General features: G+C 67.6%; 21 protein-coding genes, 2 tRNA genes and 1 other RNA gene. 9 read left to right on the forward strand and 15 right to left on the reverse strand.

Translation table 11 applies throughout. The annotated features are described in order from the left end of the window. Positions 1–74 precede the first annotated feature (74 nt). Positions 75–1,148, forward strand: a complete 1,074-nt coding sequence (locus DEIPH_RS01565) for a S1C family serine protease (protein WP_034352856.1) — start codon at positions 75–77, stop codon at positions 1,146–1,148. A 49-nt stretch (positions 1,149–1,197) separates the two neighbouring features. After that, positions 1,198–1,416 (forward strand): hypothetical protein, encoded by a 219-nt coding sequence (locus DEIPH_RS01570; RefSeq protein WP_034352701.1) that lies wholly within the window; start codon positions 1,198–1,200, stop codon positions 1,414–1,416. Between the two features lie 102 nt (positions 1,417–1,518). Here DEIPH_RS01570 and DEIPH_RS01575 read toward each other — a convergent pair whose 3' ends face one another. The 4 genes from DEIPH_RS01575 to DEIPH_RS01590 all read right to left on the reverse strand — a co-directional run bounded on the left by DEIPH_RS01575 (position 1,519) and on the right by DEIPH_RS01590 (position 6,464). After that, the gene (locus tag DEIPH_RS01575) at positions 1,519–2,430 is read right to left on the reverse strand and encodes an aldose 1-epimerase (protein ID WP_034352704.1); all 912 of its coding nucleotides are present in this window, start codon (positions 2,428–2,430) and stop codon (positions 1,519–1,521) included. Then, positions 2,427–3,143 (reverse strand): 23S rRNA (guanosine(2251)-2'-O)-methyltransferase RlmB, encoded by a 717-nt coding sequence (rlmB, locus tag DEIPH_RS01580; RefSeq protein ID WP_034352707.1) that lies wholly within the window; start codon positions 3,141–3,143, stop codon positions 2,427–2,429. Before rlmB ends, DEIPH_RS01575 begins: the two co-directional genes overlap by 4 nt. A 22-nt stretch (positions 3,144–3,165) precedes the next feature. Beyond that, positions 3,166–5,844, reverse strand: a complete 2,679-nt coding sequence (locus DEIPH_RS01585; RefSeq protein ID WP_152544723.1) for an EAL domain-containing protein — start codon at positions 5,842–5,844, stop codon at positions 3,166–3,168. Positions 5,845–6,011: 167 nt separating this feature from the next. Beyond that, complete coding sequence (locus DEIPH_RS01590) at positions 6,012–6,464, reverse strand: DUF3197 domain-containing protein (protein ID WP_051517066.1); 453 nt, start codon at positions 6,462–6,464, stop codon at positions 6,012–6,014. Positions 6,465–6,506: 42 nt separating this feature from the next. Here DEIPH_RS01590 and DEIPH_RS01595 point away from each other — a divergent pair, with 42 nt between their 5' ends. The 3 genes from DEIPH_RS01595 (at position 6,507) to DEIPH_RS01605 (ending at position 8,609) form a co-directional block, all read left to right on the forward strand. Continuing rightward, positions 6,507–7,208: a S4 domain-containing protein gene (locus tag DEIPH_RS01595; RefSeq protein WP_034352710.1), complete on the forward strand. Its 702-nt coding sequence runs from the start codon at positions 6,507–6,509 to the stop codon at positions 7,206–7,208. A 78-nt stretch (positions 7,209–7,286) separates the two neighbouring features. After that, a complete protein-coding gene (gene zapE / locus DEIPH_RS01600; protein WP_034352714.1) occupies positions 7,287–8,294 on the forward strand; it encodes a cell division protein ZapE in 1,008 nt (335 codons plus the stop codon). A gap of 78 nt (positions 8,295–8,372) precedes the next feature. Then, on the forward strand, positions 8,373–8,609 hold the full coding sequence (locus DEIPH_RS01605) for a hypothetical protein (RefSeq protein WP_152544724.1): 237 nt from the start codon (positions 8,373–8,375) through the stop codon (positions 8,607–8,609). A 45-nt stretch (positions 8,610–8,654) separates the two neighbouring features. On the opposite strand, the gene DEIPH_RS01610 is transcribed toward DEIPH_RS01605, so the two are convergent. Next, positions 8,655–8,739 (reverse strand) — tRNA-Leu (locus DEIPH_RS01610). Between the two features lie 239 nt (positions 8,740–8,978). On the opposite strand from DEIPH_RS01610, the gene DEIPH_RS19035 reads away from it, so the two are divergent. Beyond that, the gene (locus DEIPH_RS19035; protein WP_161636015.1) at positions 8,979–9,731 is read left to right on the forward strand and encodes a tyrosine-type recombinase/integrase; all 753 of its coding nucleotides are present in this window, start codon (positions 8,979–8,981) and stop codon (positions 9,729–9,731) included. 301 nt (positions 9,732–10,032) lie between these two features. Here the strand turns inward: DEIPH_RS19035 and DEIPH_RS19535 are convergent, their stop codons facing one another. The 9 genes from DEIPH_RS19535 to DEIPH_RS01645 form a co-directional block, all read right to left on the reverse strand. Then, the gene (locus DEIPH_RS19535) at positions 10,033–10,710 is read right to left on the reverse strand and encodes a hypothetical protein (protein ID WP_161636016.1); all 678 of its coding nucleotides are present in this window, start codon (positions 10,708–10,710) and stop codon (positions 10,033–10,035) included. After that, positions 10,688–10,882: an excisionase family DNA-binding protein gene (locus DEIPH_RS20905; RefSeq protein WP_081790712.1), complete on the reverse strand. Its 195-nt coding sequence runs from the start codon at positions 10,880–10,882 to the stop codon at positions 10,688–10,690. The genes DEIPH_RS19535 and DEIPH_RS20905 overlap by 23 nt, the downstream gene beginning before the upstream one ends. A 1,461-nt stretch (positions 10,883–12,343) precedes the next feature. Then, positions 12,344–12,700: a transfer-messenger RNA gene (gene ssrA, locus DEIPH_RS19045) on the reverse strand. A 357-nt stretch (positions 12,701–13,057) separates the two neighbouring features. After that, positions 13,058–13,789 (reverse strand): PHP-associated domain-containing protein, encoded by a 732-nt coding sequence (locus DEIPH_RS01620; protein WP_034352720.1) that lies wholly within the window; start codon positions 13,787–13,789, stop codon positions 13,058–13,060. 2 nt (positions 13,790–13,791) lie between these two features. After that, complete coding sequence (locus DEIPH_RS01625; RefSeq protein WP_321163324.1) at positions 13,792–14,736, reverse strand: diacylglycerol/lipid kinase family protein; 945 nt, start codon at positions 14,734–14,736, stop codon at positions 13,792–13,794. Between the two features lie 85 nt (positions 14,737–14,821). Next, positions 14,822–16,999: a family 1 glycosylhydrolase gene (locus tag DEIPH_RS01630; RefSeq protein ID WP_034352722.1), complete on the reverse strand. Its 2,178-nt coding sequence runs from the start codon at positions 16,997–16,999 to the stop codon at positions 14,822–14,824. Positions 17,000–17,245: 246 nt separating this feature from the next. Next, positions 17,246–18,286, reverse strand: coding sequence for an endonuclease/exonuclease/phosphatase family protein (locus DEIPH_RS01635; protein ID WP_081790713.1), 1,041 nt, complete (start codon positions 18,284–18,286; stop codon positions 17,246–17,248). A 120-nt stretch (positions 18,287–18,406) separates the two neighbouring features. Beyond that, entirely contained in the window at positions 18,407–20,119 is a 1,713-nt protein-coding gene (gene hflX / locus DEIPH_RS01640) for a GTPase HflX (RefSeq protein WP_034352725.1), read from the reverse strand. A 340-nt stretch (positions 20,120–20,459) separates the two neighbouring features. Next, positions 20,460–20,549: transfer RNA gene (locus DEIPH_RS01645), tRNA-Ser, on the reverse strand. A gap of 76 nt (positions 20,550–20,625) precedes the next feature. On the opposite strand from DEIPH_RS01645, the gene DEIPH_RS20520 reads away from it, so the two are divergent. The 3 genes from DEIPH_RS20520 to murJ all read left to right on the forward strand — a co-directional run bounded on the left by DEIPH_RS20520 (position 20,626) and on the right by murJ (position 23,337). Further along, positions 20,626–20,835 (forward strand): hypothetical protein, encoded by a 210-nt coding sequence (locus DEIPH_RS20520; RefSeq protein WP_235183140.1) that lies wholly within the window; start codon positions 20,626–20,628, stop codon positions 20,833–20,835. Positions 20,836–20,896: 61 nt separating this feature from the next. Further along, positions 20,897–21,676, forward strand: coding sequence for a hypothetical protein (locus tag DEIPH_RS01650; protein WP_235183141.1), 780 nt, complete (start codon positions 20,897–20,899; stop codon positions 21,674–21,676). Positions 21,677–21,717: 41 nt separating this feature from the next. Then, complete coding sequence (murJ, locus tag DEIPH_RS01655; protein WP_081790715.1) at positions 21,718–23,337, forward strand: murein biosynthesis integral membrane protein MurJ; 1,620 nt, start codon at positions 21,718–21,720, stop codon at positions 23,335–23,337. Between the two features lie 115 nt (positions 23,338–23,452). Here murJ and DEIPH_RS01660 read toward each other — a convergent pair whose 3' ends face one another. Next, on the reverse strand, positions 23,453–24,025 hold the full coding sequence (locus DEIPH_RS01660; RefSeq protein ID WP_034352728.1) for a YdcF family protein: 573 nt from the start codon (positions 24,023–24,025) through the stop codon (positions 23,453–23,455). Between the last annotated feature and the right edge of the window lie 25 nt (positions 24,026–24,050).

A 24,050-nucleotide genomic window follows, 5' to 3' on the forward strand; every position in this document is an offset into this window, starting at 1 on the left:
GGGTAGCGTGGGGCGGACGGGCCTCCGTGCCATCCGGCACCCTGTCTCACGCGGGGCCGCTCTACCATGTGCCCGTGCGCCCCCTGCCCTGGCTTCCCGTGCTGCTGCTGCTCGCGCTGGCAGCCTACCTGCTGCCCGAGTGGCGGCCCGCACCTGCGGCTGACAGGCCCCCGCCGCCGCCCGTCACGCAGACCCTGCCCAACCGGCTGCCCGAGAACACCCGCGAGCTGTTCACGCGCGCGCGCCCGGCGGTCGTGCGGGTGGAGAGCCTGAATCCGGGCAGGGGCGAGGAGGGCATCGGCACGGGCTTTTTCATCTCGGCAACGGGACAGGTGCTGACGGCCTACCACGTGGTCGGCAGCGGCAAGCTGTTTCAGGTGCAGACGCTCTCGGGCCGCCGCCTGCCCGCCCGCGTGGCCGCCTACGACGCGCAGGCCGACGTGGCGCTGCTCGAGGTGGAGGGCCGGGGGCCGTTCCCCGTGCTGAACCTGGCGACCCGCCCGCCCCGGGTGGGCGAGACGGTGCTGGCGATCGGCAACAGCGGCGGGGACTTCCTGCAACCGCGCCGGGGGCAACTGCTGCGGCTGGGGGCGGAGGCGGGTCGCGCCGACTTTCCGCAGGGCACCCTGGAAATGTCGGCTCCCCTGGCCCCCGGCGACAGTGGCGGGCCGATCCTCGACGGCAACGGGCAGGCCATCGGCGTGGTCAGCTATATCCGGGTGGACGACAGCGGCCAGACCCGCGCCAGCTACGCCGTGCCCGTCACCGAGGGCAACGACCTGATCACGGCGCTGCGGGCGGGCCGGCAGCGGGACGTGCCGGTGGTCGGGCTGGTGCTGGACGTGAACCACAGCGGCCTCACCGATCCGCCCGGCGGCGTCATCTCCCGCATCGCGCGGGGTAGCCCCGCCGCCCACGCGGGCCTGCGGGGGGCCGCCTTCGATGCCAACGGGAACCTGAGCGCGCTGGGCGACGTGATCACCAGCGTGAACGGCCAGCGGACCCGCGACGCCAACGAGGTCATCAGCGCCATTCGGCAGGCCGGCGTGGGCGACACCGTCACGCTGGGCTACGTGCGGAGTGGGGAGGCGCGCCAGGCCCGGATCACCCTGGTGGGGCAGCGCACCGTCCCCGACCTGAACGAATAATCACCCTTCTCCCGGCCCGGACCTCATCCGCGCGCGCCATCCTGAAGGCATGTCACGCGCCTTCGTGAAAGAAGACGGCGGCGAACGCTGGACGCCGCCCACCACCCCCCGCACCTACCGCCTGATCTGGCAGGGGAGCAGCGGCCCCGAAATCGTCCACGAGACCGACGATCTGCTGGGGGCGCTGCACTGGCTCGCGGCCCGCGACCGCCCCGGTTTCGAGTTGCGCGATCAGGCCGGAGCCTTGCTCGCCACGCTCGCGGCGTAGGCGCGTGCGGCCTGTGGCTTGCCGCTGGTAGAGAAGGTGGGAGACGTGGTTCTTGTTTCCCACCTCCGTCTTTTCTCCACACGCGACAAGTCGCAGGCCTTCTTACCACTCGCCTTCCAGCGTGATCCGTGCGGTCCCCGCCAGGCTCTGGCCCGGCTCGAGCGTCCGCATATCGGTTCCGCTGACGCCCTGCGCCGCGAGATTGAAGGCGTCGGTGGCGTGCGTGACCGGTTCCAGGGCCAGGCTGCCGTCGGGGGCGGTGTACACCACCAGATGCGAGTACACGTTGTCGGCGGTCAGCAGGACCGAGCGCGCGCCCCAGTCCAGGCGGGCCAGCCCGTCCCAGGCCGTGAAGGTGCGGTCGATCTGGCGCTCCCCGATCTGGCCCGGCGTCCGGTAGTCCTCGTCCGGGCGCACCGGCCTCGCGCCGCCGGTCGCCAGCTGGCGTTCGTCCGTGTCGTAGGTGAGCGCCGCGCCGAAGCCGAGGCGCGGGTCCACGCCGTCCTGAAGGCGGGCGAAGTAGGGGTGCAGGCCCATGCCGGCCGGCATCCGGGAGGTGTCCACGTTGGTCAGGGTCACGCTGGTATCGAGGTGCGGGCCGTGCAGGAGGTACTCGACCCGCGCGGTGAAGGCCCAGGGCCAGTTCATGGCCTCGCCGTGCCCCTCTCCAAACCGGCGGCTGTCGAAGTCGCAGCGCAGGTGCCGCTCTGAGACGCGCGTGACCTGCCAGGGGCGGTTGCGCACGTCGCCGTGCTGGGCGAGGCCGTCTTTGGTATTGACGCGGAGGGCCACCTCACGGCCCCCGAACATGAACCGGGCGTCCCGGATGCGGTTGGAGTACGGCAGCAGCGTGAAGCTGGCGCACTGGCTGCTGGTCTGTACGTCTGCCAGATTCACGGCGCGCAGCACCGGACGGCCCGAGGCGGCCCGCAGGTTCAGCACGCTCGCGCCCATCTCCGGGAGGATCTCCAGCGTCAGGTGCTCGCTGGCGATGCTCTCCACCCGGAACGTCATTTCGTTCCCCGCGTGCGCGCCGCCTCGTACAGCAGGATACCCGCCGCGACCGAGGCGTTCAGGCTCTGCACCTGGCCGCGCGTGGGAATGCGGACCAGCGCGTCGCACTTCTCGCGCACCAGCCGGCGCAGGCCCTCGCCCTCCGCGCCGATCACCAGCGCGACCTTGCCGCTGAGGTCGGTGCGGCCCACGTCCTGCGCGGCCTCGCCCGCCGCGCCGTAGACCCAGACGCCGTCTTCCTTGAGCTGGTCCATCAGGCGCGGCAGGTTCTTGGTCTGCGCCACGGGCAGGTAACTGGTGGCCCCCGCCGCCGTCTTGGCGACCACCGGCGAGAGCGGGGCGCTGCGGCGCTCCTCGACCACCACGCCGTGCGCGCCCAGCACCTCCGCCGAGCGGATGATCGCCCCGAAGTTGCGCGGATCGGTGATGCCGTCGAGCAGCACGATCAGCAGGTCCTCGCCGCGTGCCTCCGCCCGGTCGAGAATGTCGTCCAGCGTGGCCCAGGCCAGGTCTTCGACCTCCGCGATGACGCCCTGGTGCTGCGTGGTGCCCGCGATCTGGTCGAGTTCGATGCGCGGGGCGAACTTCACGCGCACGTCGAAGGCTTGCAGGTCGCGCACGAACGCCTCCTCGACGCCGCGCGCGACCAGCACCTCTGTCACGCGCCCATCCTTGAGGGCTTCCAGCACCGGATTCCGTCCGTACAGCAACATGGGCGCAGTCTAACGGCGCAGGCTACCGGGGCGGGGCGGGCCAGTTTCGCAGCCAGGCTCCGAACCCGTCCGGGGGCAGGGGCGCGCCGATGGCGGCCCCCTGCGCGGCGTCGCAGCCCAGGTCCCGCAGCACGTCCAGCTGGGCCGCCGTCTCCACCCCGGCCGCCGTGACTTGCAGTTCCAGCCGCCGCGCGAGGTCGAGGAGGGCGGCCACCAGCGCGACGGTGCGCGGGTCGTGGGGCAGGCGGGCCGTCAGGGCCGGGTGCAGCTTCACGCCGGTCAGCGGGGCGTGGGCCAGGGCCAGCAGGCTGGCGCGGCCCTCCCCGAAGCCCTCCAGCCACAGCCGCACCCCCCGGGCATGCAGCCGGTCGAGGTGGCCGGGCACCCCCTCAGCGCCGGGCGGCAGGCGTCCGGCCCGGACCTCCACAGCGGGGGCATCCGGCCCGGCCAGCAGAGCCAGCAGCCCTTCCCCACCGTCTGCGCCGCCCAGGGCCTCCAGCCCGAGTTTCACGCTCAGGCGCAGCTCCGGGAACGTGGCCCGCCACCGCTGCCCCTGGGCCAGGACCTGCCGCACCAGCCATTCGTCCAGCGCCGGGGTCAGTGGCACGGGGCCAGCGGGGGGGAGGGGAGAGGCCCAGTGCGGCCGCGCCTCGGCGGCGATTATCCGGTTGGTGGCGAGGTGGAGGACCGGCTGATACTGCACCGCCAGTTCCCGGGTGGCCTGCCCGTCCTGGCCTACCGCTTGGCCCCCGGCTTCCTCTGCGAGCGCCTCCCGCAGCGCCTCTTCCTGCCGGAAGGCGTGCGCCTCCTGTTCGCGCAGCGCCGGGGAAAAGATGCGGGCGGCCCCCCGGCCCTGCCTGCGGGCGTGCCGCAGGGCGACCTCGGCGTCGGTGAGGGCCGTTTCGGGGGCGGCGGGCGGCAGGGGAGCCAGGCCCAGCGCGAAGGTGAGCGGCACGTCGCGCTGTCCGGCGCGCAGAGGTGCGGCCAGGGCCGAGCGCACGGCGGCCTCCGCCTGCACGGGTGGATGCTGGGGCAGCAGCACGGCGAACGTATCGTCCGCGAGGCGGGCCGCCTGGCCGCCCGCCCCCCCGGCGAGGTGCTGGAGCCGGGCCGCCACCCCGATTAACAGGTGATCGCCTGCGGTGCGGCCGAGCGCCGCGTTCAGCGCCCCGAGGCCGCCCACGTCCAGGCAGACGACCGTGCCGCCCCCGCTCGCCGCTGCCCGCGCCAGCGCCTCGCGCAGGCCGGCGCGGTTGGGCAGGTCGGTCAACGGGTCGTGGTGAAGACCGTGGCGCAGGCGGGCCTGGGCATGGCGCAGCGCCGTCACGTCGTGCAGGATCAGCACGGTGGCCGGGTGCTCGCCGTCCACACGGGTGCCCCGCACGTCCAGATGCCGCGTGCTGCGGCCCGGACGGACCAGCAGCAGCTCCCTTTCCAGCGGAAGGGCCGGCGGCCAGCGGTCCGGGAGGGGCAGCCGGGTGCCGTCCGGCCAGTACAGCCGCACCCCGGTCGCGTCCAGCACGTGGAGCAGGGGCCGGTCCAGCAGTTGCGGGACCTCCAGGCCCAGCAGGTCGGCTGCGCCTTCGCTGACCAGCGCCGTGCGGCCCGCGTGGTCCACCAGCAGGGCCGCGCTGCCACTGAGGGCCAGCACCTGCGCGAGGATGCCACCCGCTTCCTGGGGGGCCGGTTCGTCCGCTGATGCGGCGGCGTGGGCTTCCAGTACCAGCAGGTCCCCGGGCCGGTCTGCCGACGCGGCCCGGCGCAGCTCCAGCGTGAGGGTGCCCTCCCGGGCCAGGCCCACCTCGGCCCGGGCCGCCCCGCCGCGCGCGGCCTGACGCACCAAGTCCCGCGCGGCCGCTGAAGGTGCATCCGCGAAGGCCGCCCAGGTCCACAACGCCGCGCCGCGCAGCGGGGCCGCCCCTGCGGGCGTGAGGTCCAGCAGTTCCTGGCTGGCGTGGAGGACGGTGCCGTCGGTCCGCAGCAGCGCCGTCCGCGCGCGGGTGCCCCTCAGCAGGGCGGCCAGGTGCGCCGCCCCTTCATACTCGGCACTCACGTCCTGAAGGGTCCACAGCACGCCTGCCGCCGCCCCCCCGAAATAGGGCCGGGCCTCGCCGCGCAGCCACGCCCGCCGGCCTCCGGCGACGGGCAGGCGCAGGTCGGGCAGGGGCCGCCCCCGCCCCGCCGCTGCCTGCGCCAGAGCCGTCTGCACGGCCTCCTCGTGCGGCAGCACGTCCGGCAGGGGCCGCCCGACCACCCCGGCTTCCGTCCGGCCGAACAGTTCCAGCCAGGGGCGGCTCACCTGCCGGAAGGTCAGGTCGGCGCTCAACCAGGCGGCGGGCACCGGGAGCTGCGTGATCAGCACCTCCGCCTCGCGCTGCGCGCCGTCCTCGCGTGCCACCGAGAGCAGCAGCGTCAGCAGGTCCACCGCGCCCGGCGGAATGGGCGCGTCTTCCGACCACAGCAGGCCCAGCAGCGCCCCGTCCCGCGTGAGCCAGGCCAGCTCGCCCCGGTCGAGCCAGGCGTCGGGCGGCACCAGTTCTGCCCCCTCCCGGGTGTGCAGCCCGCCCGGTTCCAGGTGCAGCACCCGCGCGCCCAGCGCCGCCAGCAACGACGCCCCCGGCGCATGAACGCGCAGCAGCTCCCGCAGGGCGGTGTGGAGGGGTTCGGAGGGGTCCGGGGCGGGGGGGGTCAGGCGGGTCATGGCCGGGCGTGGGTCTCCTGCGGAGGGGATGGCGAACCGGGACCGGCAGGAAGGGCCTGCCGGGCAGCGCCAGCCATGCTGCCACACGGACTCTTACGCGGATCATGCAGCGCCAGGCCGGGCCGACAGTTAAGTGTCGGCCCGGCCTGATCGGTGCGGGGTGCGTCTTATTCCCAGTCTGCCTCGGTTCCGTCTGCCCCGTCTGTGCCGTGGGCGCGGTTCGGCGGCGTGGTGTAGATGGCGGGGTCGCTGGGGGCACTCGCGGCGATCAGGCGCGCGACCTCGTCCCCATCCGGCTCGGCCAGCACCCGCACGAAGTCCGACGCATTCAGCACCGTCTCGCGTACGGGCCAGCCCCGCTCCTGTGCCCGGCGCGTCAGTTCGGCGAGGGCCTGGATGCCCGCTGCGCCGTAGCGCGGCCCGAAGGCGGGCGCGGCGAGGATGGCCTCCTCACCGGCCGTCAGCAGGGCGGCGTAGCGGGCGTGGGCGCGGTCGCCCTGCCGGTCGGTGATCAGGATCAGCCGTCCGCCGGGGCGCTCCAGGCCCTCCAGCCGGGACAGGACGGCGTGCAGCGTCTCCAGCGGTGCGCCGGGCACCCCGAGCGGGTCCATGATGTGCATGGGCGCAGTGTAGCCGCCTGCGCCCGGCGCTATCCTGCGCGCATGAAGCAAAAGCTCCCCACGCTGGTGGCGCAGGCGCGCGGTGGGCGCGTGATTCGCACGCCCTTTCTGGACGGCGACGACATCGACCGCCGACAGCTTCAGGACGAAGACGTGCGCCACAAGCTGGCGGGCGGCTTTCCCGATGCCCGCCGGGTGGTCCTGACCCTGCACCCCGCCCACATTCCGGAAGTGGACAGCGGCGTGACCGTGCTGCGCGTGGCCCCGCAGGCGGGCGGCCCCCCCTGGGACGTGCAGGACTTCGCGGTGGCGCTGCGCCGCCTGGGCCTCCCCGAAGACCAGCTCGGCGACGTGCGCGAGGAACGCGGCGGGGCTTTCCTGATCGCCGCGACCGGCAAGGCGGCCCAGACCCTGGCGGACCTCACCGAACTGGGGGGCCGCGAGGTCGAGGTCGAGGAGGTCGGCGAAACCGCCGGACGCGGCTCCAAGACCCGTGAGGTGGTGGTGCCTTCCATGCGGGTGGACGTGGTCGGCGCGAAGGGCTTCGGGGTCAGCCGCGCCTACTTCCAGCAGGGCATCGACGGCGGCAAGGTCAGGCTCAACGGCCAGCCCGCCCGCGCCAGCAGCGAGATCCGCGAGGGCGACAGCCTCAGCGCCGAGGGGATCGGGCGCATCGACTTCAAGCGCGTGGTGAACGAGACGCGGCGCGGCAACTTCAAGGTCGAACTGGACGTGCACCGGTGAGGGGCCCGGCCCACGCCGCCCCTGCGTTCGCCGCCGCCTTGTTCAGAGCGGAAGGCTTGCTGCCGACCGCTTTTCCCCATGATTGACCTCCTCTCCCGCAACCCCACGCTGACCCCGGACGAATTGACGGCGGGCCTCTCGCCCAGTGCCCGCTTTCAGGGCGTGCGCTTCGAGAATTACCGCCCCAATCCCGAGTTTCCCAGCCAGCAGGAAGCCCGCGCCAGCCTGCAAGCGTTCCTCAAGGGCGCGCAGGTCAGGCCCGGCGGGTTCCGCCTGTTCCGCCGGAGCAAGCCCGAGGGGCGCGGCCTGTACCTCGACGGCGGTTTCGGCGTGGGGAAGACGCACCTGCTCGCCAGTGCCTACCACGCGGCGGAGGGCGAGCGCGCCCTGATGAGCTTTCAGGACCTGATGTTCGTGATCGGCGCGCTGGGCATGACCCGCGCCGTCGAGGCTTTCCGGGGCCACGACCTGCTCCTGATCGACGAATTCGAGCTGGATGATCCCGGCAACACCCACATGGCGAACACTTTCCTTGCTCAGCTGATGCCCGGCGGGACCAGCGTGGTCGCCACCAGCAACACCGAACCCGGCGCGCTGGGGCAGGGCCGCTTCAACGCTTCGGACTTCCGGCGTCAGATTCAGGGCATCGCCGGGCGCTTCGAGACGCACCGGGTGGACGGCCCCGACTACCGCCAGCGCGGCACCGTCCCCGACCAGCCCCTCACACCGGACGAGTTCCGCACCTGGCTGGCGCGTCAGCCGGAGGCGACCCTGGCCGTCCTCAGCCACCGCGACCTGAACCGGCATTTGCTGGAGGTCCATCCCAGCCGCTTTGCCCGGCTGCTCGCGGGGGTGGAGGCGGTCGCCGTGACCGACCTGACCCCCCTGGCCGACCAGAATGTCGCGCTGCGCTTCGTGCATTTCATCGACAAGCTGTACGACCTGGGGCTGCACGCGGCCTTTACGGGCGCGCCGCTGGGCACCCTCTTCAGCGAAACCTACCGCCACGGGGCCTACGCCAAGAAGTACAGCCGCTGCCTCAGCCGCCTCAGCGAGCTGCTGCACGAGACGCGGGCCGGGCTGTAACCACCCGCCGCCCGACATGAAGGACCTTTCGCCGCCGCACTCATGCGCCCCCGCGTGCCGGCCCGCTACGGTCGGTGGATGGACAGAGACTTCGTGATGGTGCTGCCCGGCGGGCGCGTTCCCGCCCGGTTCGTGACCCTGGAGGACGGCACGCCGGGCGTCGAGGTGGAAGGCGTACAGTTCCCGCATGTCACGGACGAGGTGCCGAACGGCATCGAGGGCAACAGCGACGAGCAGCGCCGCGTGATCGACGGCCTGCGCCAGCGCTTCCGCATCACGTCGGAGCCTTCGGTTCTCGCGTTCGACGTGGAGTGACGGGGCTGACCAGCAAAAAACCCCGCCGTGTGCGGGGTCTTTTCGTGGTGCCGAGAGCGGGACTTGAACCCGCACGCCTTGCAGCGGCCGATTTTAAGTCGGATGCGTCTACCGATTCCGCCATCCCGGCCTGGTTAGAAGTATAGCAACCGTCTAGCACAGCATTCCCCAGGTCACAGCCACCCCCACAGCATTTCTGACTGCCTGCATAGTCTGCCGACGTTACCTCACAGGGGGCAGCCCATGCAGATAGCAGAAGCGTTGGACGAATTTCTAGCAGAACATAAGGCCAGGGGCAGCAGACCCAAAACCCTCCGGTACTACCGATGCACCCTCAGCAACCTGCTCCGGCCCTACCTGGGGCAACCTGTGACCGATCTCAATGTGTTTCTGTGCAATAAGGCATTGCAGGCTGTGGCAGAACGCAATGTGAAACCTGCAACCCTGGCAGCGGCAGATAGGGCACTAAGGGCATTCACAGCATGGCTGTATGGAGTTGAACTACTACCTAAAAACCCTATGCAGGGGCGGAAGCGCCCAAAGCTCAGATGGGAGCCTAAGCAGGTACTTTCACAGGTGGATATTCAAAAGCTATTTGCTGTTGCAAAGGCGGACGCCAGATATAGGGAACGCAACATAGCCATTCTGCATCTGCTGTTAGCCTGTGGCCTAAGGGCCGGGGAAGTAGCAGCATTGCAGCTTTCAGACATAGACTGGACTCAGAGCATTGTGAAAGTAAACGGTAAAACCGGATTTGGACAGGTTCCAATAGATAGACAAACACTACAGGCATTACGCCGTTATGTGACTCACAGTAGAAAAGCTACTGCACAGGTTTCACATGTGTTTGTTTTCAATAAACGGCCCATTACTGCTGAAACTGTGAGCAGGCAAATAGCTAGATTGGGCAGACGGGCAGACATAGGTAGACCTATAGGGCCGCACATTTGCAGGCACACCTTTGCTACGGCATTTATTGAGGCTGGGGGAGACGTTTTCAGCCTGAAGCGCATACTCCGGCACACAACCCTTTTCACCTCAATGCAATACGTTCACAACAGCACAGCTAGTCTGAGGGGGCAAATGGAAAACGGCAGCCCTATCCGGGGATTAAAGCTGTAAACCCCCCATTCACAGGGCTGCTGAGACTGAGTGGAATTATTAAATGTGAGGCTGGGGGTACAGATATACGGAAAATAATTCCGGCTGCCTTCTAGACCCCTTCTGAGGGCAGCAAAGGGCATTCTCACAGGCTTATGCTCCAGCAGTAGTAACCCCCAGAAGTACATTGCATAAACGACTTGACAAACTGTGAATATCTGCATATAATAAGGGGGAGGGTCGCCCAGGGAGTCAAGGGAGTCACAGCAGTAGAAACAAATAACCGCCCCTTTGTGAATAGGTCACAGGGGGCGGTATCGGTTTAGCATTCTATTGTGTCAAGCCGACCATACTTTGTAAGCAGAAAGCTCATGGGTAGGGTAATTATTCTGTCACAGGGTTCACCTTTTCTATAAACTGTCCATTCTGAATATTTCCCAATGGAATATTTGCCGTTTGTTTCTACTAGGTCTGCCCTCAGTTTGTCTAAATCTATCCAGAGAATGCGTAATGTGTGTTCTGATATTGGATTCCGACCTGCTGCAATAGCTTTTTTATTCAGAAGTTTTTCAACTGCACATAATACTCTGCTGTGAATATAAACATGGGCACTCACATTAGCCTTGTTTTTTGTTAGCAGTAAGGGGGTTCCAGAGTTTGTGAATAGACCTAAGTGGATTTGCTTATTTGCTAGACCGGAATCGTATTTGCTATCTATTTTCATGCCGTCTGCTATAACGTCATAACCCACATCTGGAGTACCATCCGGTTTGCCGTAAAGCTGCCGATATAAGCTTTCACTGTTCCATTCAATTTGCTCAGGGGCATATGTGCGGCATAAAATGTTCTCAATTAGAAATTTCTCAGTAATCAGCCCCCTGGGGAACCTATCGGCCCAGCTCATGCCCCCGTCTAGTAATTTCATACTCAGGGCAAAAACTGAAAGCATTTGTTTAACTGACTCTGTATTCTCAGGCTTAATCTGCTTGGGAATTCGCATTCCACACCCACCCTGTTCTGTTTAATGCTTCAACGTCCGCCCTATTCACCCTCAGCTTATCGCCTGTGCGGATGCTGGGGAGAATGTTTTGCTCAATGAGCTTATAAAACGTTGTGTTTGAAACCCCTAGTAGCTTCTGAGCTTCAATTGCCTTAATGTATGTGCTTTTCATTGTGAACCTCCATTAAATTTAGTGGGGTAAATGCCCACTCACACAATAATAACACAATAGTTTTTTGGAGCTTAAGCAGTTTCAAATGTTTGATGTATACTTAGTTCTGTGAAAGCAGGGCGGGGAACACACTGGGGAGTGTGAGCAGTGTTTTCACAGGGGAAGCAGAGGCATGTGGGGGCATAGGCTTTTGCATTAGCGGTGGGTTTGGGGACTACCGCATACAGTCCAGCAGACTTATCTACTGCCGGACTGGGTTCACAGGGGACAGCAGTTAGACTGCTGAAAATGCAGATTCTATTATCGTACGGATAGAAAATCTGCTACATATTCAACTGCTTAGATTCTAGCTGTGAATCTAAGGGCTTCAACTATTGTCTAATTAATTCACAGCGTAATAATTACTGGTTCAAGTTACTAGTTCTAGTAACTAGTTATTAGATATTATCTGGAGGTTCACAATGTATAATAAATTCAATAACAATAATAGCCTAGAAACACTAGAATACATAATGAGATATGCAAAAGTTAGATACAATAGGGAAATTCCAGATACAGGTGGAGCATCTAATACAATCTATAACTTTTGTAGAAACATATCAGATAACTACAGTAAAATTAAACCGTTAAAGGGAACATTCACAGAAGCAAAACAGTTCTACTTAGACGGTAATGTAGACAAGTTTTTAGCTGTAATGAAATTCATTCAGACAGAAGTTCTATACGGTAGATATACCTTCAGTTAATTGTGTTAAGGTATTACTTATAAGTATTAGAAGTAAGGGATATGGAGTAAGTGAATAGTTCTAGAATATCCAATATATCTATCTAAACCCCTGTTTTATGTGGAATAACTCCATTCACAATATAATATATAATATAATCCCCTATTAGACTCAGTTTAGTAGGGGTATTTTGTATCTAATAGGGTATATAGATTCATATACTAAGCATATGAGCTAATTTTGTATGAGTAGACTTGTTTTATAAGGCTGTTGGGCAGAATGTTGGGTAGGGGGTCTGTTGGACCGGATTCACACAGTAGCCGGGGCAGTGGGGCAGCAGCAGGGCAGCAGCTCCACCTGTGAACCTGGGGCAGCCTAGAAGCTCACAGCAGGGCCGTAGACACCCCAGCTAGGTCTGCTGAGGTAGACCCTGGGTAGATAATTCTGAGGTTAATTCCACCCTAGAATTATGTCTATAACATTCACACTAATACGGCTTAGTGCAAACTGCACCCCTGTGAACCTGGGGCAGCAGCCCACCTGTGGAAAACAGCAGTCGGATGCAGTTACACTACCCCTGCGGCACTAAGTTGGCAGTAAAAACGCTGTGTGTGACGGTGTTATGGGGATTGAGCTTTGCGGCGGCCGATTTTAAGTCGGATGCGTCTACCGATTCCGCCATCCCGGCATGGAGCGCAGTATAGAAAAAACCCCACCTGTGGGGGTGGGGCTGCCTTGGTGGAGGTGGGCGGAGTCGAACCGCCGTCCAAAGGTCCTTCCAGCGTGCGTCTACGTGTGTAGCCTGCTGTTTGATTGTCGGGTCGGGTGCCACCAGCAGGCGGGTTCCACCTGACCTTAGTTCCATTTGTTTTCGCCTGCGGCTATGGAATCTCGCCGGGGCTAGCCTTCTTTTGGTTCAGTTCGCGCCGCGCCAAAGGCCGGGCTAGACGGTCACTGTGCTGTCAATTAAGCAGCAAGGGCGAACGAGTCGCTGTTGTTGCCAGTTAATGGCTTTGCCGTTTATTTACGAGGCCAACGGCACCTCGACACGCAACATCACCTTCAGTTCCCCTGTCGAAACCGGGTCACCCCCAGCGAAACCGGACTTCTCCGGCAAGAAGCAGTGTACCAGAAGGCTCCCGGGAAGATATTGAGCGTTTGCACGATGTTTTCTCAGCCATATGGCCGGTGCCGCTGGGCCGGATCCCTGGCCTTCTCTCCCGCTTTTCGCCGACAGGGAACCTCGTTCGTGATGTGGACGCGTTGCTGGCCGCCCGCTTCAGTGTGAACCCCGACCGGGCCGAGGTCGCCGCCCTGCTGCACGACCCCGGCGGCATCTTCGAGCAGGCAGAGATGGTGGAGGGACCCGCTGGATGTTGGCCCGGCTGCTGCTGCCTCCCCGGACCTGAAGGCGGGGTGGGCCTGGTACGGTCTCACCCCGCCCTGACGTTCAGCCCTCCCGCCGGAACCGCCCATTCAGATTCCGCCACTGCTTGCGCCCGTAGGCGTACACCGGGTGCGTCCAGTGCCCGGCGACCACCCCTTCGCGCAGCGCGGCGAGGAGCTGCTCGGGCGTCTGGATCAGGCGAAAGGGTGTTTCCACCCACGCTTCCCCGATATCGCGCAGGGTGTGGGCGTCGCTACCCGCGCAGACGGGTATCTGCCGTTCCCGCGCCCACCCGGCGGCCACCCGGTTCCAGTGGTGGCGCGACAGCCGTGAATTGAAGGTTTCGACGATGTCGATCTGGTCCGCAATCCGGAGGGTCGCCTCGGGCCGCAACCGATACCGCTTCAGGGGATCGAAGCCGTGCTGGAGCATCACCAGGCCGCCCTGCGCCTTGATCTCGCGCACCGTTTCCTCTGGCGCGAGCTGGGGCGGGATGCGTTCTTTCAGGAAGAGGCCGATCAGCTCGCCTTCCGAGGTCGTGACCTCCTCGCCGGGGATGATGCTGAGGCGGTCCGAGAGGCCCAGATCCGCCACGATGCGCGCGAGTTCGGGGCCGCCGCGCTGCTGGTCGTGGTCGGTCACGGCGATCACGCGGGTGTTGGTGCGCAGCAGCCAGGCGGGGATGTCGCGCAACCGGGTGCGGCAGTCGTGGCTGACCTCGGTGTGGGTATGCAGGTCCACCCGCATGACCTGCACCCCGTCCCGGAACACGATGTTGTTGGGCAGCGTCGGCATATTTATCCTTCCTGACGTTGGGGGACCAGCACCGGCAAGGCTCCCGCCCAGACCTCCACCTGCACCACGCCCGACACGCCCGGCTGCGCGGCGCGGATCTCGCCGTCCACGTGGAAGACCTGTCCCAGGTAGGGAATCTGGAGGCGGCGAACGGGGTCGTTCAGGACGCTGGGGAGGTCCTCGAAGCGGTCCTGCGCGAGGGCGGCGAGGTAAGAGAGCAGGCCGCCCCGCCCCTCGGCGTTCACCTGGATCACGTTCAACTGCCCGTCAAAGGGATCGGCGGTGGTGGCGAGGCGCAGCCCGGGGCCGGTCGCCTTGATGTTCATCACTTCCACCAGGGTGGAAGACACCTCGGGCTGCACCTCTCCGTCCAGCGTCAGGGCCAGCGGCAACGGCTCGAACTTCGCGAACGTGGTGGCCACCGCACTGACCGCCCTCAGCGGACTCTTGCTGCCTTCCGGATCGTACTCGTCCAGCACCTCGGCAAAGGCCCCGCAGCCGCAGGCTTCCAGAAAGAGGTCCTCACCCCAGGGGGCCTGGATGCGCCCCAAGTCGAGCGCCCTCGTCCCGGCGTTCGCGTACCGGGCGATCACGTCCAGGGGATCACCCTCCACCCCCAGCGTCCGCGCGATGTTGTTCGCCGTGCCCATCGGCAGGATGCCCAGGCGCACGTCCGCCCGGCCCGCCAGATGCAGCGCCGCTGCCCGCACCGTGCCGTCGCCGCCCGCCACGAACACCGTGCCGCGCGCGTGCCCCAGCGCCGCCGCGAGGTCGGCCTCGTCCTCGGTGGCGCGGTACACGGGCCGGTAGCCCTGCTGCGCCAGCGCCTCCACCAGCAGGTCGGGGCTGGCGCGCCGGCTGCTGCCCGCCCGGGCGTTGAAGATCAGGGTGGCGTCGGTCGCGTCCATGCTGACGGGTGAGGAGACGGTCTGGGTGTCGAGGGTCACGGGAGAAATGTAATCCATCCCGGCTTGTCACCGCAGCCGGAAAGGCCGTGTTCAGCGCCGGGATGGGGGGGGTTCGGATCTGCCCTCAGTCGGAAGCCAGCAACTCCTGTTCCTGCACGCGCACCTCGCCGTGGGCCTGCCAGCGGTGGAGGGCGTCCGTCAGGTCCGGCATGATCCAGCCGCGTTCGCTGGTCAGGGCGCTGAAGGCAGGCCGGGGGGCGGGCAGGCCCAGTGCCGAGCCGGGGACGCCTTCCACCAGATCAGGGTTCAGCCCGGCGGCCCCGGCCACCTGCCGCGCGAACTCTGCCCAGCTCACGGCCCCGGCGTTCGCCAGGTGCCACAGGCCCCCCTCCCCGTCGATCAGCAGGTCCAGGGCGGCGTGCGTGAGGTCCGGGACATAGGTGGGCGACACGATCTGGTCACAGGCCACCCGCACGGGTTGCCCGGCCTGCAACTCACGCCGCACGTAGGCCGCGAAGTTGTAGGGGTCCCAGGGGCCGAAAAAGGCGCTGGTCCGCACCACCAGGGCCTCCGGCAGCGTCGTCAGAACGCCTTCCTCGGCGGCGCGCTTGCTGCGGCCGTAGGCGTTCAGGGGGTTGGGGGGGTCCGATTCGACGTAGGGGGCACCCTTGCGCCCGTCGAAGACCAGGTCGGACGAGAAGGTCAGCAGGCGCACATCCTGTCCAGCGCAGGCCCGGGCCAGCACCTGCGGGCCTGCCGCGTTCTCGCGGTCGTTGCGCGGGTCACGCTCGGCGTCGTCCACCCGCACGTAGCCCGCCGCGTTCACGATGGCCCAGGGCTGGTGCGTCTCCAGCGCCGTCTCCACCGAGCGGGGATCGGCGATGTCGAGGTCCTGGCGTGAGAGAAGCTGGTACGGCAGGCCGCGCAGCTCGCAGGCGCGGGCAAAGGCGCGGCCCAGCGTGCCGGTGGCCCCGCTGATCAGCAGGGGGCGTCCGGCGGGGCGCTCGGCCCGCACGGCCCCGAAGGCCGGGAAGGTGAGGCGTTCCCCCCGCCGCCACCAGCCCGGCCCGGTCAGCACCGGATGGCTGGCCGGCTTCCCGGTGCCGAGTTCGCGGGCGAGCTGCGCCAGGGCGGTGGGGCGCGGCTCGGGGGCGCGCACGTCCCACAGGCCGCTCTCGTAGTGACCGCTGCGGCGGGTCAGCAGGCTGTTCCACTCGAACGCGCCCAGGGCCGCCCAGGCTGTCACCGCCCGCACGTCCGCACCTTCCCGGCGTACCTGCTCGGCCTCCTGCCAGGCCCCGTGCAACCAGCGGAGCTGCTCCTCGCGGGTGCAGCCCAGGTGAACTTCCGTGATGGCGAGGGGCCGGGCGTAGCGTGCGTGCGCCTCCCGCAGCCGCTCGCCCACGCCGCCGATGCCGCTTCCGCGCACCCGCACCGCCTCCACGTCGGCGTATACGTCGCGGCTGTTGCTGCCGTGGGTGTGCGGCGGATACCGGTGCAGGCGCTCGTCGAGGAAGCGCTCGCTGGTCACGTACACGTTCAGGCCCAGCACGTCCGGCGGGCAGGGATGCTCGGCGAACCACAGCACCTCGCGCGCGCTGGCCCCCGCCCAGCGCAGGTAGCTCCACATCGGGTGGGCCTCGTCCACCTGCCCCAGCAGCAGGTCGAAGCTCAGCCAGCGCCGCTCGTTCTCGAAGTCGGCCTGCCCCCTCAGCCGGGCCGTGCTGAAGATGTGCCCCAGGTCCTCGGTCTGGATCAGCTGCGCCTGGGGGTTGACCTGCCGGATGGCCCGCATCGCCAGCACCGTGGCGCGCAGCTGGTGCAGCAGCGCCTTCCAGAAGCTTCCCTCGTCGCGGGCGTGCGGATACCAGTGCCCGTACAGCGCCGAGAAACGGGCGGTGGTCAGCGGCTCATTGACGGGCGTGTACGCCGTGACGTGGGGATAGCGTTCGGCCACGGCGCGCGCATAGGCCGCCAGCCCCTCCGCGAAGCCGGGGTCGAGCAGATGCGTGTGGCGCGGGCCGCTGCCGTGATGCACCAGGCCTACGATGGGTTCCACCCCATATTCTGCGAGGCGGGTCAGCCGCGCGTCGGCCCAGGTCCAGTCGGCCTGCGCCAGCTCCCCCGGCGCGGTGCGTTCCCACAGCAGCGGAAAGCGCAGCGCGCTGGCGCCCAGTGAGGCGAGGCGGCCGATATCGTCCAGACGGCGGTCGAAGCCGCTGAGGGACAGCTGGTCGAGGGTGTCTTCCCCCACGCGGCTGACCGTCGGCTCGACGCCCACCCACAGTTCCAAGTTCCCCATTCAAACCTCCCCGGTGCTGCCCGGCCCAGGGCCGCAGCGCCGTTCCCGGTTGCCACCTGTCGGCAGGCCAAACGTGGCACGTTCCCCTCACACGCCCTGCCACCAGGCGCCTGCACAGGCGGTCCCCGCCGGTCAGGAGCAAGGAAAATCATTCACGAGGCTGTCTCTGACCCAGGGGGCCAGAAACCTGCCCAGCATTCTGGTGCGCCCCGGCGCCGGGAGGTCGCAGAAAGGGACGTGAAAAACTTAATGTTCTTCGGTGGCCCCTCTTTCCTTCGGCTCAGCCCGGCTCATCCTGACCCGGCTTTCAGGCCAGGAAGGACGCGGTCCCGGCACGGAAGAGGCAGAAAGTGGGGGGGAGGTCGCCAGGAATTCGGCCAGCAGCGGGCGGTGGTCGCTTCCAGCGTTCTCCAGCACCCGCGCCCGCACCGGCGTCAGGCCACCGGCCATCAGGTGGTCGATCCGCAGAAACAGGCCCGGAAAGGTCCAGCCGGGGCCGCGCCCGGCCCGGTCGTGCGCGTCGGGGCCGAAGGCCTGCCGGAGCCGCCGGTACACCGCCCCGCGCGGCGGCGTGTTCAGGTCGCCGCCCAGCAGCACCGGCCCCGGCTCCCGCGCGGCGAGGCTCGCCAGCAGCGCCACCTGTTCGGCCCGCACGTCCCGAGTCTGCCGCAGCTGGGCCAGGTCGCCCCGCAGGGCGCTCGACACCAGCACGGTCCCCAGGTGGGCGTTGACCACCCGCAGATTCTGGCCCTGCCAGCGCACCCGCGTTTCCAGAAAATTCCGCCCGCTGCCCGGCGCGGCGAAGGTCTGGGCGCTCAGCACGGGCAGGCGCGCGAGGGTCATCACCTCATGCCCGGTCCGGACGGTGTAGCCGGGCAGCCGGGCCAGCAATTCCCCCCGGAAGTCGGGCCGCACGAAGTTCGTCTCCTGAAGCAGCAGCAGGTCGGCGTCCGCGCCACGCAGGGCCGCCGCCAGCCGCTCCGGGGTGCCCAGCATGCCGCGCGCCGCATTGAACGTCACGACCCGCAGGGTGCCGCCCTGCTGGGGCTGCCAGTGGAGCAGGCCCGCGCCCCACGCCGCCAGCAGCAGGCCCGCCAGCGCCACCGCCACGCCCCTACGCCGCCACACCGTCCAGGCCAGCACGAACGGCGCGGGCAGCAGCCAGACCACGGCGGGCGCGTAGGCGAGGAGCAGGGTGGGCACCGTCCGTTCCCCGACGAACTCGCCCAGCAGCCAGACCAGCGCGGCGGTCAGCAGGTACAGCCAGGCGAGGCGCGAGCGGAACATCAAAAAGAGCCTCCCACCCGGAGGTGAGAGGGAAGATTCTGGGCTGCCGGCTGTGGAGTATGGGAAGGACCCTCGGCGGGCGCTTTTCCTGCCGTGTTCCTGCACCCCACAGCCCACAACCTACAACCCGTACTCCGCTGCCCGCTCCCGCGCCTCTTCCCGCTGCGCGAGTTCCTGGCGCTGCACCTGCTCGATGGCGTCGGCCAGGGCTTCCTTGAGGTCCCCCAGACCGAAGTTCCGCAGGGCACTGACCGGGATGCCCCCGGTGCGGTCCACCTCGCGCTCCAGGGCCTCGGGGTCGGCGGCGTCGGCCTTGTTCAGTGCGACGACGGTGGGCAGCCCCACGAAGCCCAGGTCTTCGAGAATGCGGTTCACGGCGTCCAGACGGGTGTCCGCGCCGGGGCTGGCGGCGTCCACCACATGCAGCAGCACGTCGGCGTCCCCGATTTCCTCCAGCGTGGCGCGGAAGGCCCGCGTGAGATCCTTGGGCAGGTCGCGGATAAAGCCCACCGTGTCGGTCAGCACCACCGGCCCGATCCCCTCGATGAAGCCCTGGCGGCTGGTCGGGCGCAGGGTGGCAAAGAGCTTGTTCTCGGCCAGCACGCGGCGGGGTTCCTCGGCGGCGTGGGTAAAGGCGTTGAGAAGGGTGGACTTGCCCGCGTTGGTGTAGCCCACGATGGACACCACCGGCACGCCGCCCCGCGCGCGCGTCTTGCGGCGTTCCTCGCGGCGCACCGAGACGCCCTCCAGCTGCTTTTCCAGAAAGCTCAGGCGGTCGTTGATGCGGCGGCGATCCAGCTCCAGCTTGGTTTCACCGGGGCCGCGCGTGCCGATCGCGCCGCCCGCCGCGCTGCCCGCGCTGCCGCCGATGCGCGATAAGGCCGCGCCCGCGCCCAGCAGCCGGGGTTTCATGTACCGCAGCTGCGCCAGTTCCACCTGCAGGCGCGATTCCACGCCCTGCGCGTGCAGCGCGAAGATGTCCAGAATCAGTTGCGTGCGGTCCAGCACCTTCAGGCCGGTCGCCGCCTCGATCTCGCGGGCCTGGGCCGGGCCAAGTTCCTGCCCGAAAATCAAGAGGTCGGCGTCCAGGTGGTACGCCTTGCTGGTGAGTTCTTCGAGCTTGCCCGCGCCGACCAGCGTGCCCGCCTTGAGGTTGCGGCGGTAGATCAGTTCCTGGTAGACGACCTCCGCGCCCGCCGTGCGCGCCAGTTCGGAGAGTTCCGTGAGCCGTTCCTCGGCGTCGAACTCGCCCTGGTCGATCTGGACCAGAATGGCGCGCTCACGGTCCTTTTTCGCCTCGCGGGTGCGGGCGGCGCGGGCGATTTCCTCTTCCAGCGCCGACACCTGCGCGCCCAGGTCCAGCTCGTCGATCTGAAAGGCGGGCACCGGGTCGAGAATGCGCCAGTCTTCTTCCTCGCCCACCGTGCCGGGCGGCGTGAGGTGCGCGGTGTGGACCAGACCGGGCTGGCCGCCGTCCCTCACCTCAAGCGCGCTGACCGCGTCCAGCCGTTTCAGGAACAGCGTGGAGAGGTCGCCCTTGCTGAGGACCCCGCCGCGCGGGTGGGTGTGCAGCAGGTGAAAGCCCGCCAGCCGGTTCTCGCCCATGCGCAGGTCGGGGAGTTCCGCCCCCTTCGCGTCGGCCACGCTCACCGAGATCACGCGGCCCCGGCGGTCGATCAGCACACTCACCTCGCGCCGGATGTCGTCCGAGAGTTCGGCCAGATTACGCGCCAGTTCGGGCGACCCGACCCGCCCCGGCTCGATACGGCGGCGGTAGAGGTTTCCGAGGGATTTGAGCTGGGCCGGGCGCAGACCCGAGGTGTTGCCATGCACTTTATCTATGGTGGTTCACTTCCTTCTGGGGTTGTGGGAGGTGGGTGGGCGGTTTGTGGGAAAGGCACTCCGGGCCACCCGGACAGCGTCCGCGCGGCGGTGTGGGGGCACGTTCCGGCATCACCTCAGGGTAAACCGGGGGAGCTTCGGAGAACGTGTGCCTTTACTTGACGTTCTTGATCATCGTGCAACCAGGGTGACATGCGGGCCGGGGCGGGGGCATCCGCCGAGTGGCGGAGGGGCGGAGGGATGCCTACCGGTGAAACTGGCCCCCTCGCGCGCCCCGACCCCTTCCAAAAGCCGCCGCCCCCGACTTGACGTTGGGGGCAGCTCGGCTTTCTGGCGAAGAGGGTGGGATTCGAACCCACGGTAGCCTTGCGACTACTTCGGTTTTCGAGACCGACCCATTCAACCACTCTGGCACCTCTCCGCGTGTGGTTGCTTGCCGGCGGGGGCCGGTGGGCGTCCGGGAGTGTAGCACAGGCGCGGGCGCGGGGGAAGGCCGGGTGAAGGCGCAGTGGCGCAGGCCGGGCACCTTCTGCCCCATCTTCGCCCACGCGGACCAGGCCCCTGAGGCATGGAAGGTGCGGCCCGGCCCCTTGCCGGTGGCCCCACCGGGGAGGCCCGCCATGAGACGAACCCTGACGCTGCTCGCCTGCGCGCTTGGCCTGGGCACGGCGCTGGCGGTCACCCACGTGCCGGGCACGTACACCTAATTACTCGTCCCAGCGCGATCCGATCACGGACGCGAACACCAGCCGCATCTCTATCGACGAGGTGAATGACACCTCTGGTCAGACAGCCCTCATCCTGCGCTGCGCCGACCGAGACCGGCCCGAACTGTGGGCGTCCCTCACCTCCGAGAACGACCTGATCTCGGCGGAACAGGCCGAGCAGGGCCTCAAACCCGCCCTCACCATCCGGCTGGGCGACGACCCCCCGGTGGTCCTGCGCGGCAGCGATCTGGTGAGCGTGGTCGATGCCCGCGAGGCCATCATGACCCGGCAAATCGGGTTCCAGGGGCCGGTGGTCCGGCGCATTGTGAATGGCCTGAATGCCGGAAAACGGCTGGTGGTGCGGATACACCGGGTGTCTGGGGAGCAGGCGCTGACCTATACCTTTCCGGGCGCGGGTTTCGGGACAGCCTGGGCGGGCGTGAACGGGTGCGAGAGCTTTGGTTCATCCTCCAGCACAGCCCCCAGCGCGGCCCGGGTGGGACTGCTAGCGGGCCGGGCGCACCTCTGTGACCTGGTGGTGGAAACTGTCCCCAACGGCGCGCGGCCTGTCAGCGCCGAATTCCGCTATGAGCTGGAGTACCGGGATAGCACCGGCGCGGGCAAGCTCACGTTGCCGGGCGTGGACCACTGGCCTCCTGCGGGCGGCACCGTCACCCGCTTCCGGCAGGAGGGGAACCGCCTGATCTTCACCCTGCCACTGAATGTGCGCGACCGCACCGACCGGGTGTATACCAGCCTGAACGTGACAGGCCGCATCACCTTCAGCAATGGCAGCAGCAAGAACGTCTACGAGCCGCTGCCGGTGCTTCCGCCGTACTGACCCTGCCCGGCTGCCCGGCCCGCTGCATTACAGTTGGGCGCGTGACCGTCCCGCCGTCCCCCGGCCCCCCGCCCGATGCTCCGGAGAGCCACCCCGAACTGGAGCTGGACCTCAGCTTCCCGGCGCAGGGGCCGGACCCGCAGGCCCCCGCCGCCCGCAAGTCGCTGCGGGCCAACACCCTCATCGTGATGGCGGGCACGCTGGGGTCGCGGCTGTCGGGCATCGTGCGCCAGCAGATCATGAACCTGTTCGGCAACACGCTGCTGGACGCCTTTCTGGTGGCGGTCCGGATTCCCAACCTGCTGCGCGAGCTGCTGGCGGAGGGCGCGCTGGTCAACTCGTTCATCCCGGTCTACAAGACGCTGGACGAGGCCGGGCGCAGGCAGCTCGCCTCGGCCTTCAGCGGCGTGCTGATCGCGGTCAACCTGCTGCTGATGGCGCTGGGCATCCTGGCCGCGCCCTTGATCGTGGACCTGCTGCTGGCGGGGTCGCCCAACGTGGACCGGGCACTGGCGGTCTACATGACCCAGCTCGTCATGCCGTTCCTGATGCTGATCAGCCTGTCGAGCGTGGCGATGGGCCTGCTGAACGCCGACGAGCATTTCCGCGAGAGCAGCTTCGCGCCGGTGGCCTTTAACCTCGCCAGCATCGCCGTGCTGCTGCTGCTGCCCGACACGGCGACCTGGCTGGCCTTCGGCTGGCTGGCGGGCGGCGTGGCCCAGCTGCTGGTGCAGCTTCCCGCGCTGCGGCGCTTCGGGCTGCTGCCGACCCCGGCCCTGGTGGGGCATCCGGCGCTGGGGCGGGTGCTGCGGCAGATGGCGCCCTTCACGCTGACGGCGGGGGCGCGGCAGATTCTGAACGTGTACGTCACGCGCCTGCTGAGCAACGGGCAACTGTTCCAGGCGGGCACCCAGGGCGGCTACAGCAATGCCGAGACGCTCTTCACGATGGTGAACGGCCTGTTCGTCGTGTCTCCGGCGCTCGCCCTCTTCCCGCGCTTCTCACAGTACGCCGCCGAGAAGAACTGGCCGGAGTTCAGGGCGTTGACCGCGCAGGCCATCCGCACCACCACCTTTCTCGCCGCCCCCATGAGCGCGCTGTTGGTGGCCCTCGCGCCCTACGCGATCAGCATCGTCAACCTGCGCCCCAACTTCGACGCGGCGCGCTTTCAGGCCGGGACGGGCATCCTGACCGGCTGGGCGCTGGCGCTGGTGCCCTGGGCGGTGGTGACCATCCTGCTGCGGACCTTCTACGCCCGCGAGCGCACCCGCGAGGCCGTGACCGTCAGCGCCGTCGGCTTCGTGCTGGAAGTCGGGCTGTACCGCGTGCTGGTGCCCCAGCTCGGGTTGATCGGTTTCGGGCTGAGCACCACCCTCAGCGGCCTCGTCATCGCGGCCATCCTGGCCCTGCTGTACCGCCGCGCGCTGGGGTTCCCGGGGCGGGCCGTCCTCGCGCATCTGGCCCGCGTCGTGCCGCTGGCGGCGGTGGCGGGTGCGGTCGCCTGGCTGATCTCCCGCTTCATGCCCGCTCCCGGTTACATCGTGCCGGGTGTCATCGGCCTGGCGGCGGCGGGCAGCGTCGGCCTGGGCGTGTATCTGGCCGGAGCGGTGGTGCTGCGGATGCCGGAAGTGGCCGGAGTGATGCGGCGACTGAGGCGGTAGGAGAGGGGTTCAGCAGATCGCGCGTGAAGCGCTGGGAGGGTCAGGAACGGCTGGCCCTCCCCCCCTTCCTTCGGAACGGTGCCCGTTCCCCGCGCTGCCCCGCTGAACGCTTTCCCTACCCCCGCACCCCCAACAGTGCGTAAGCCATCAGCGCCAGCTTTTCGCGCAGCAGATACCGCCGGTTCGGGTGGGCGCTCAGCGGGCTGGCACTGGCGTCGGCCTCCAGCCCGAGGGCATGGGCCAGGGCCAGGGCGCGCGGTGCGTGGGCCTCGTCGGTGACGAGGGTGACGGGCGTGCCGGGCAGCAGCAGGGGGCGGGCGTTGCGCAGGTTCTCCACGGTGGTGCGGCTGCGCGTCTCCGCGATCAGGGAGGCTCCCGGGACGCCCTGACGGCGCAGGTAGCTCGTGCCGACCTCGCCCTCGCTGTGGGGGTCGCCGGGCCTGCGTCCGCCCGTCACCACGATGGTCTGCACGCCGCCTGCCCGGTACAGGCCGAGGGCGTGGTCGAGGCGGCGCTGAAAGGCGGGGCTGGGCCGCCCGGCATACTGGGCGGCTCCTAGCACCACCAGCACCGCGTGGGGCCGCTCGGCGCGGGGGGCGCGCGCCGGGGGCAGCAGCAGGAAGCCCAGCGCCAGCGCACCCAGCAGCAGCAGGGGCAGCAGCGTCAGCGTGGAGCCTCGGGCGCGCATGTGCGGCGAGCGTAGCATGCCCGTG

The organism is Deinococcus phoenicis (genome assembly GCF_000599865.1).
In the GTDB taxonomy this organism is placed as follows: Bacteria; Deinococcota; Deinococci; order Deinococcales; family Deinococcaceae; genus Deinococcus; species Deinococcus phoenicis.

What these genes read in the sequence shown, in the direction of transcription:
- DEIPH_RS01570 (WP_034352701.1), top strand. Translation starts at nt 1,198, where the DNA reads ATGTCACGCGCCTTCGTGAAAGAAGACGGCGGCGAACGCTGGACGCCG.
- DEIPH_RS01575 (WP_034352704.1), bottom strand. Translation starts at nt 2,430, where the DNA reads ATGACGTTCCGGGTGGAGAGCATCGCCAGCGAGCACCTGACGCTGGAG.
- rlmB (WP_034352707.1), bottom strand. Translation starts at nt 3,143, where the DNA reads ATGTTGCTGTACGGACGGAATCCGGTGCTGGAAGCCCTCAAGGATGGG.
- DEIPH_RS01585 (WP_152544723.1), bottom strand. Translation starts at nt 5,844, where the DNA reads ATGACCCGCCTGACCCCCCCCGCCCCGGACCCCTCCGAACCCCTCCAC.
- DEIPH_RS01590 (WP_051517066.1), bottom strand. Translation starts at nt 6,464, where the DNA reads ATGCACATCATGGACCCGCTCGGGGTGCCCGGCGCACCGCTGGAGACG.
- DEIPH_RS01595 (WP_034352710.1), top strand. Translation starts at nt 6,507, where the DNA reads ATGAAGCAAAAGCTCCCCACGCTGGTGGCGCAGGCGCGCGGTGGGCGC.
- zapE (WP_034352714.1), top strand. Translation starts at nt 7,287, where the DNA reads ATGATTGACCTCCTCTCCCGCAACCCCACGCTGACCCCGGACGAATTG.
- DEIPH_RS01605 (WP_152544724.1), top strand. Translation starts at nt 8,373, where the DNA reads ATGGACAGAGACTTCGTGATGGTGCTGCCCGGCGGGCGCGTTCCCGCC.
- DEIPH_RS19535 (WP_161636016.1), bottom strand. Translation starts at nt 10,710, where the DNA reads ATGCGAATTCCCAAGCAGATTAAGCCTGAGAATACAGAGTCAGTTAAA.
- DEIPH_RS20905 (WP_081790712.1), bottom strand. Translation starts at nt 10,882, where the DNA reads ATGAAAAGCACATACATTAAGGCAATTGAAGCTCAGAAGCTACTAGGG.
- DEIPH_RS01620 (WP_034352720.1), bottom strand. Translation starts at nt 13,789, where the DNA reads ATGCCGACGCTGCCCAACAACATCGTGTTCCGGGACGGGGTGCAGGTC.
- DEIPH_RS01630 (WP_034352722.1), bottom strand. Translation starts at nt 16,999, where the DNA reads ATGGGGAACTTGGAACTGTGGGTGGGCGTCGAGCCGACGGTCAGCCGC.
- DEIPH_RS01635 (WP_081790713.1), bottom strand. Translation starts at nt 18,286, where the DNA reads ATGTTCCGCTCGCGCCTCGCCTGGCTGTACCTGCTGACCGCCGCGCTG.
- DEIPH_RS01660 (WP_034352728.1), bottom strand. Translation starts at nt 24,025, where the DNA reads ATGCGCGCCCGAGGCTCCACGCTGACGCTGCTGCCCCTGCTGCTGCTG.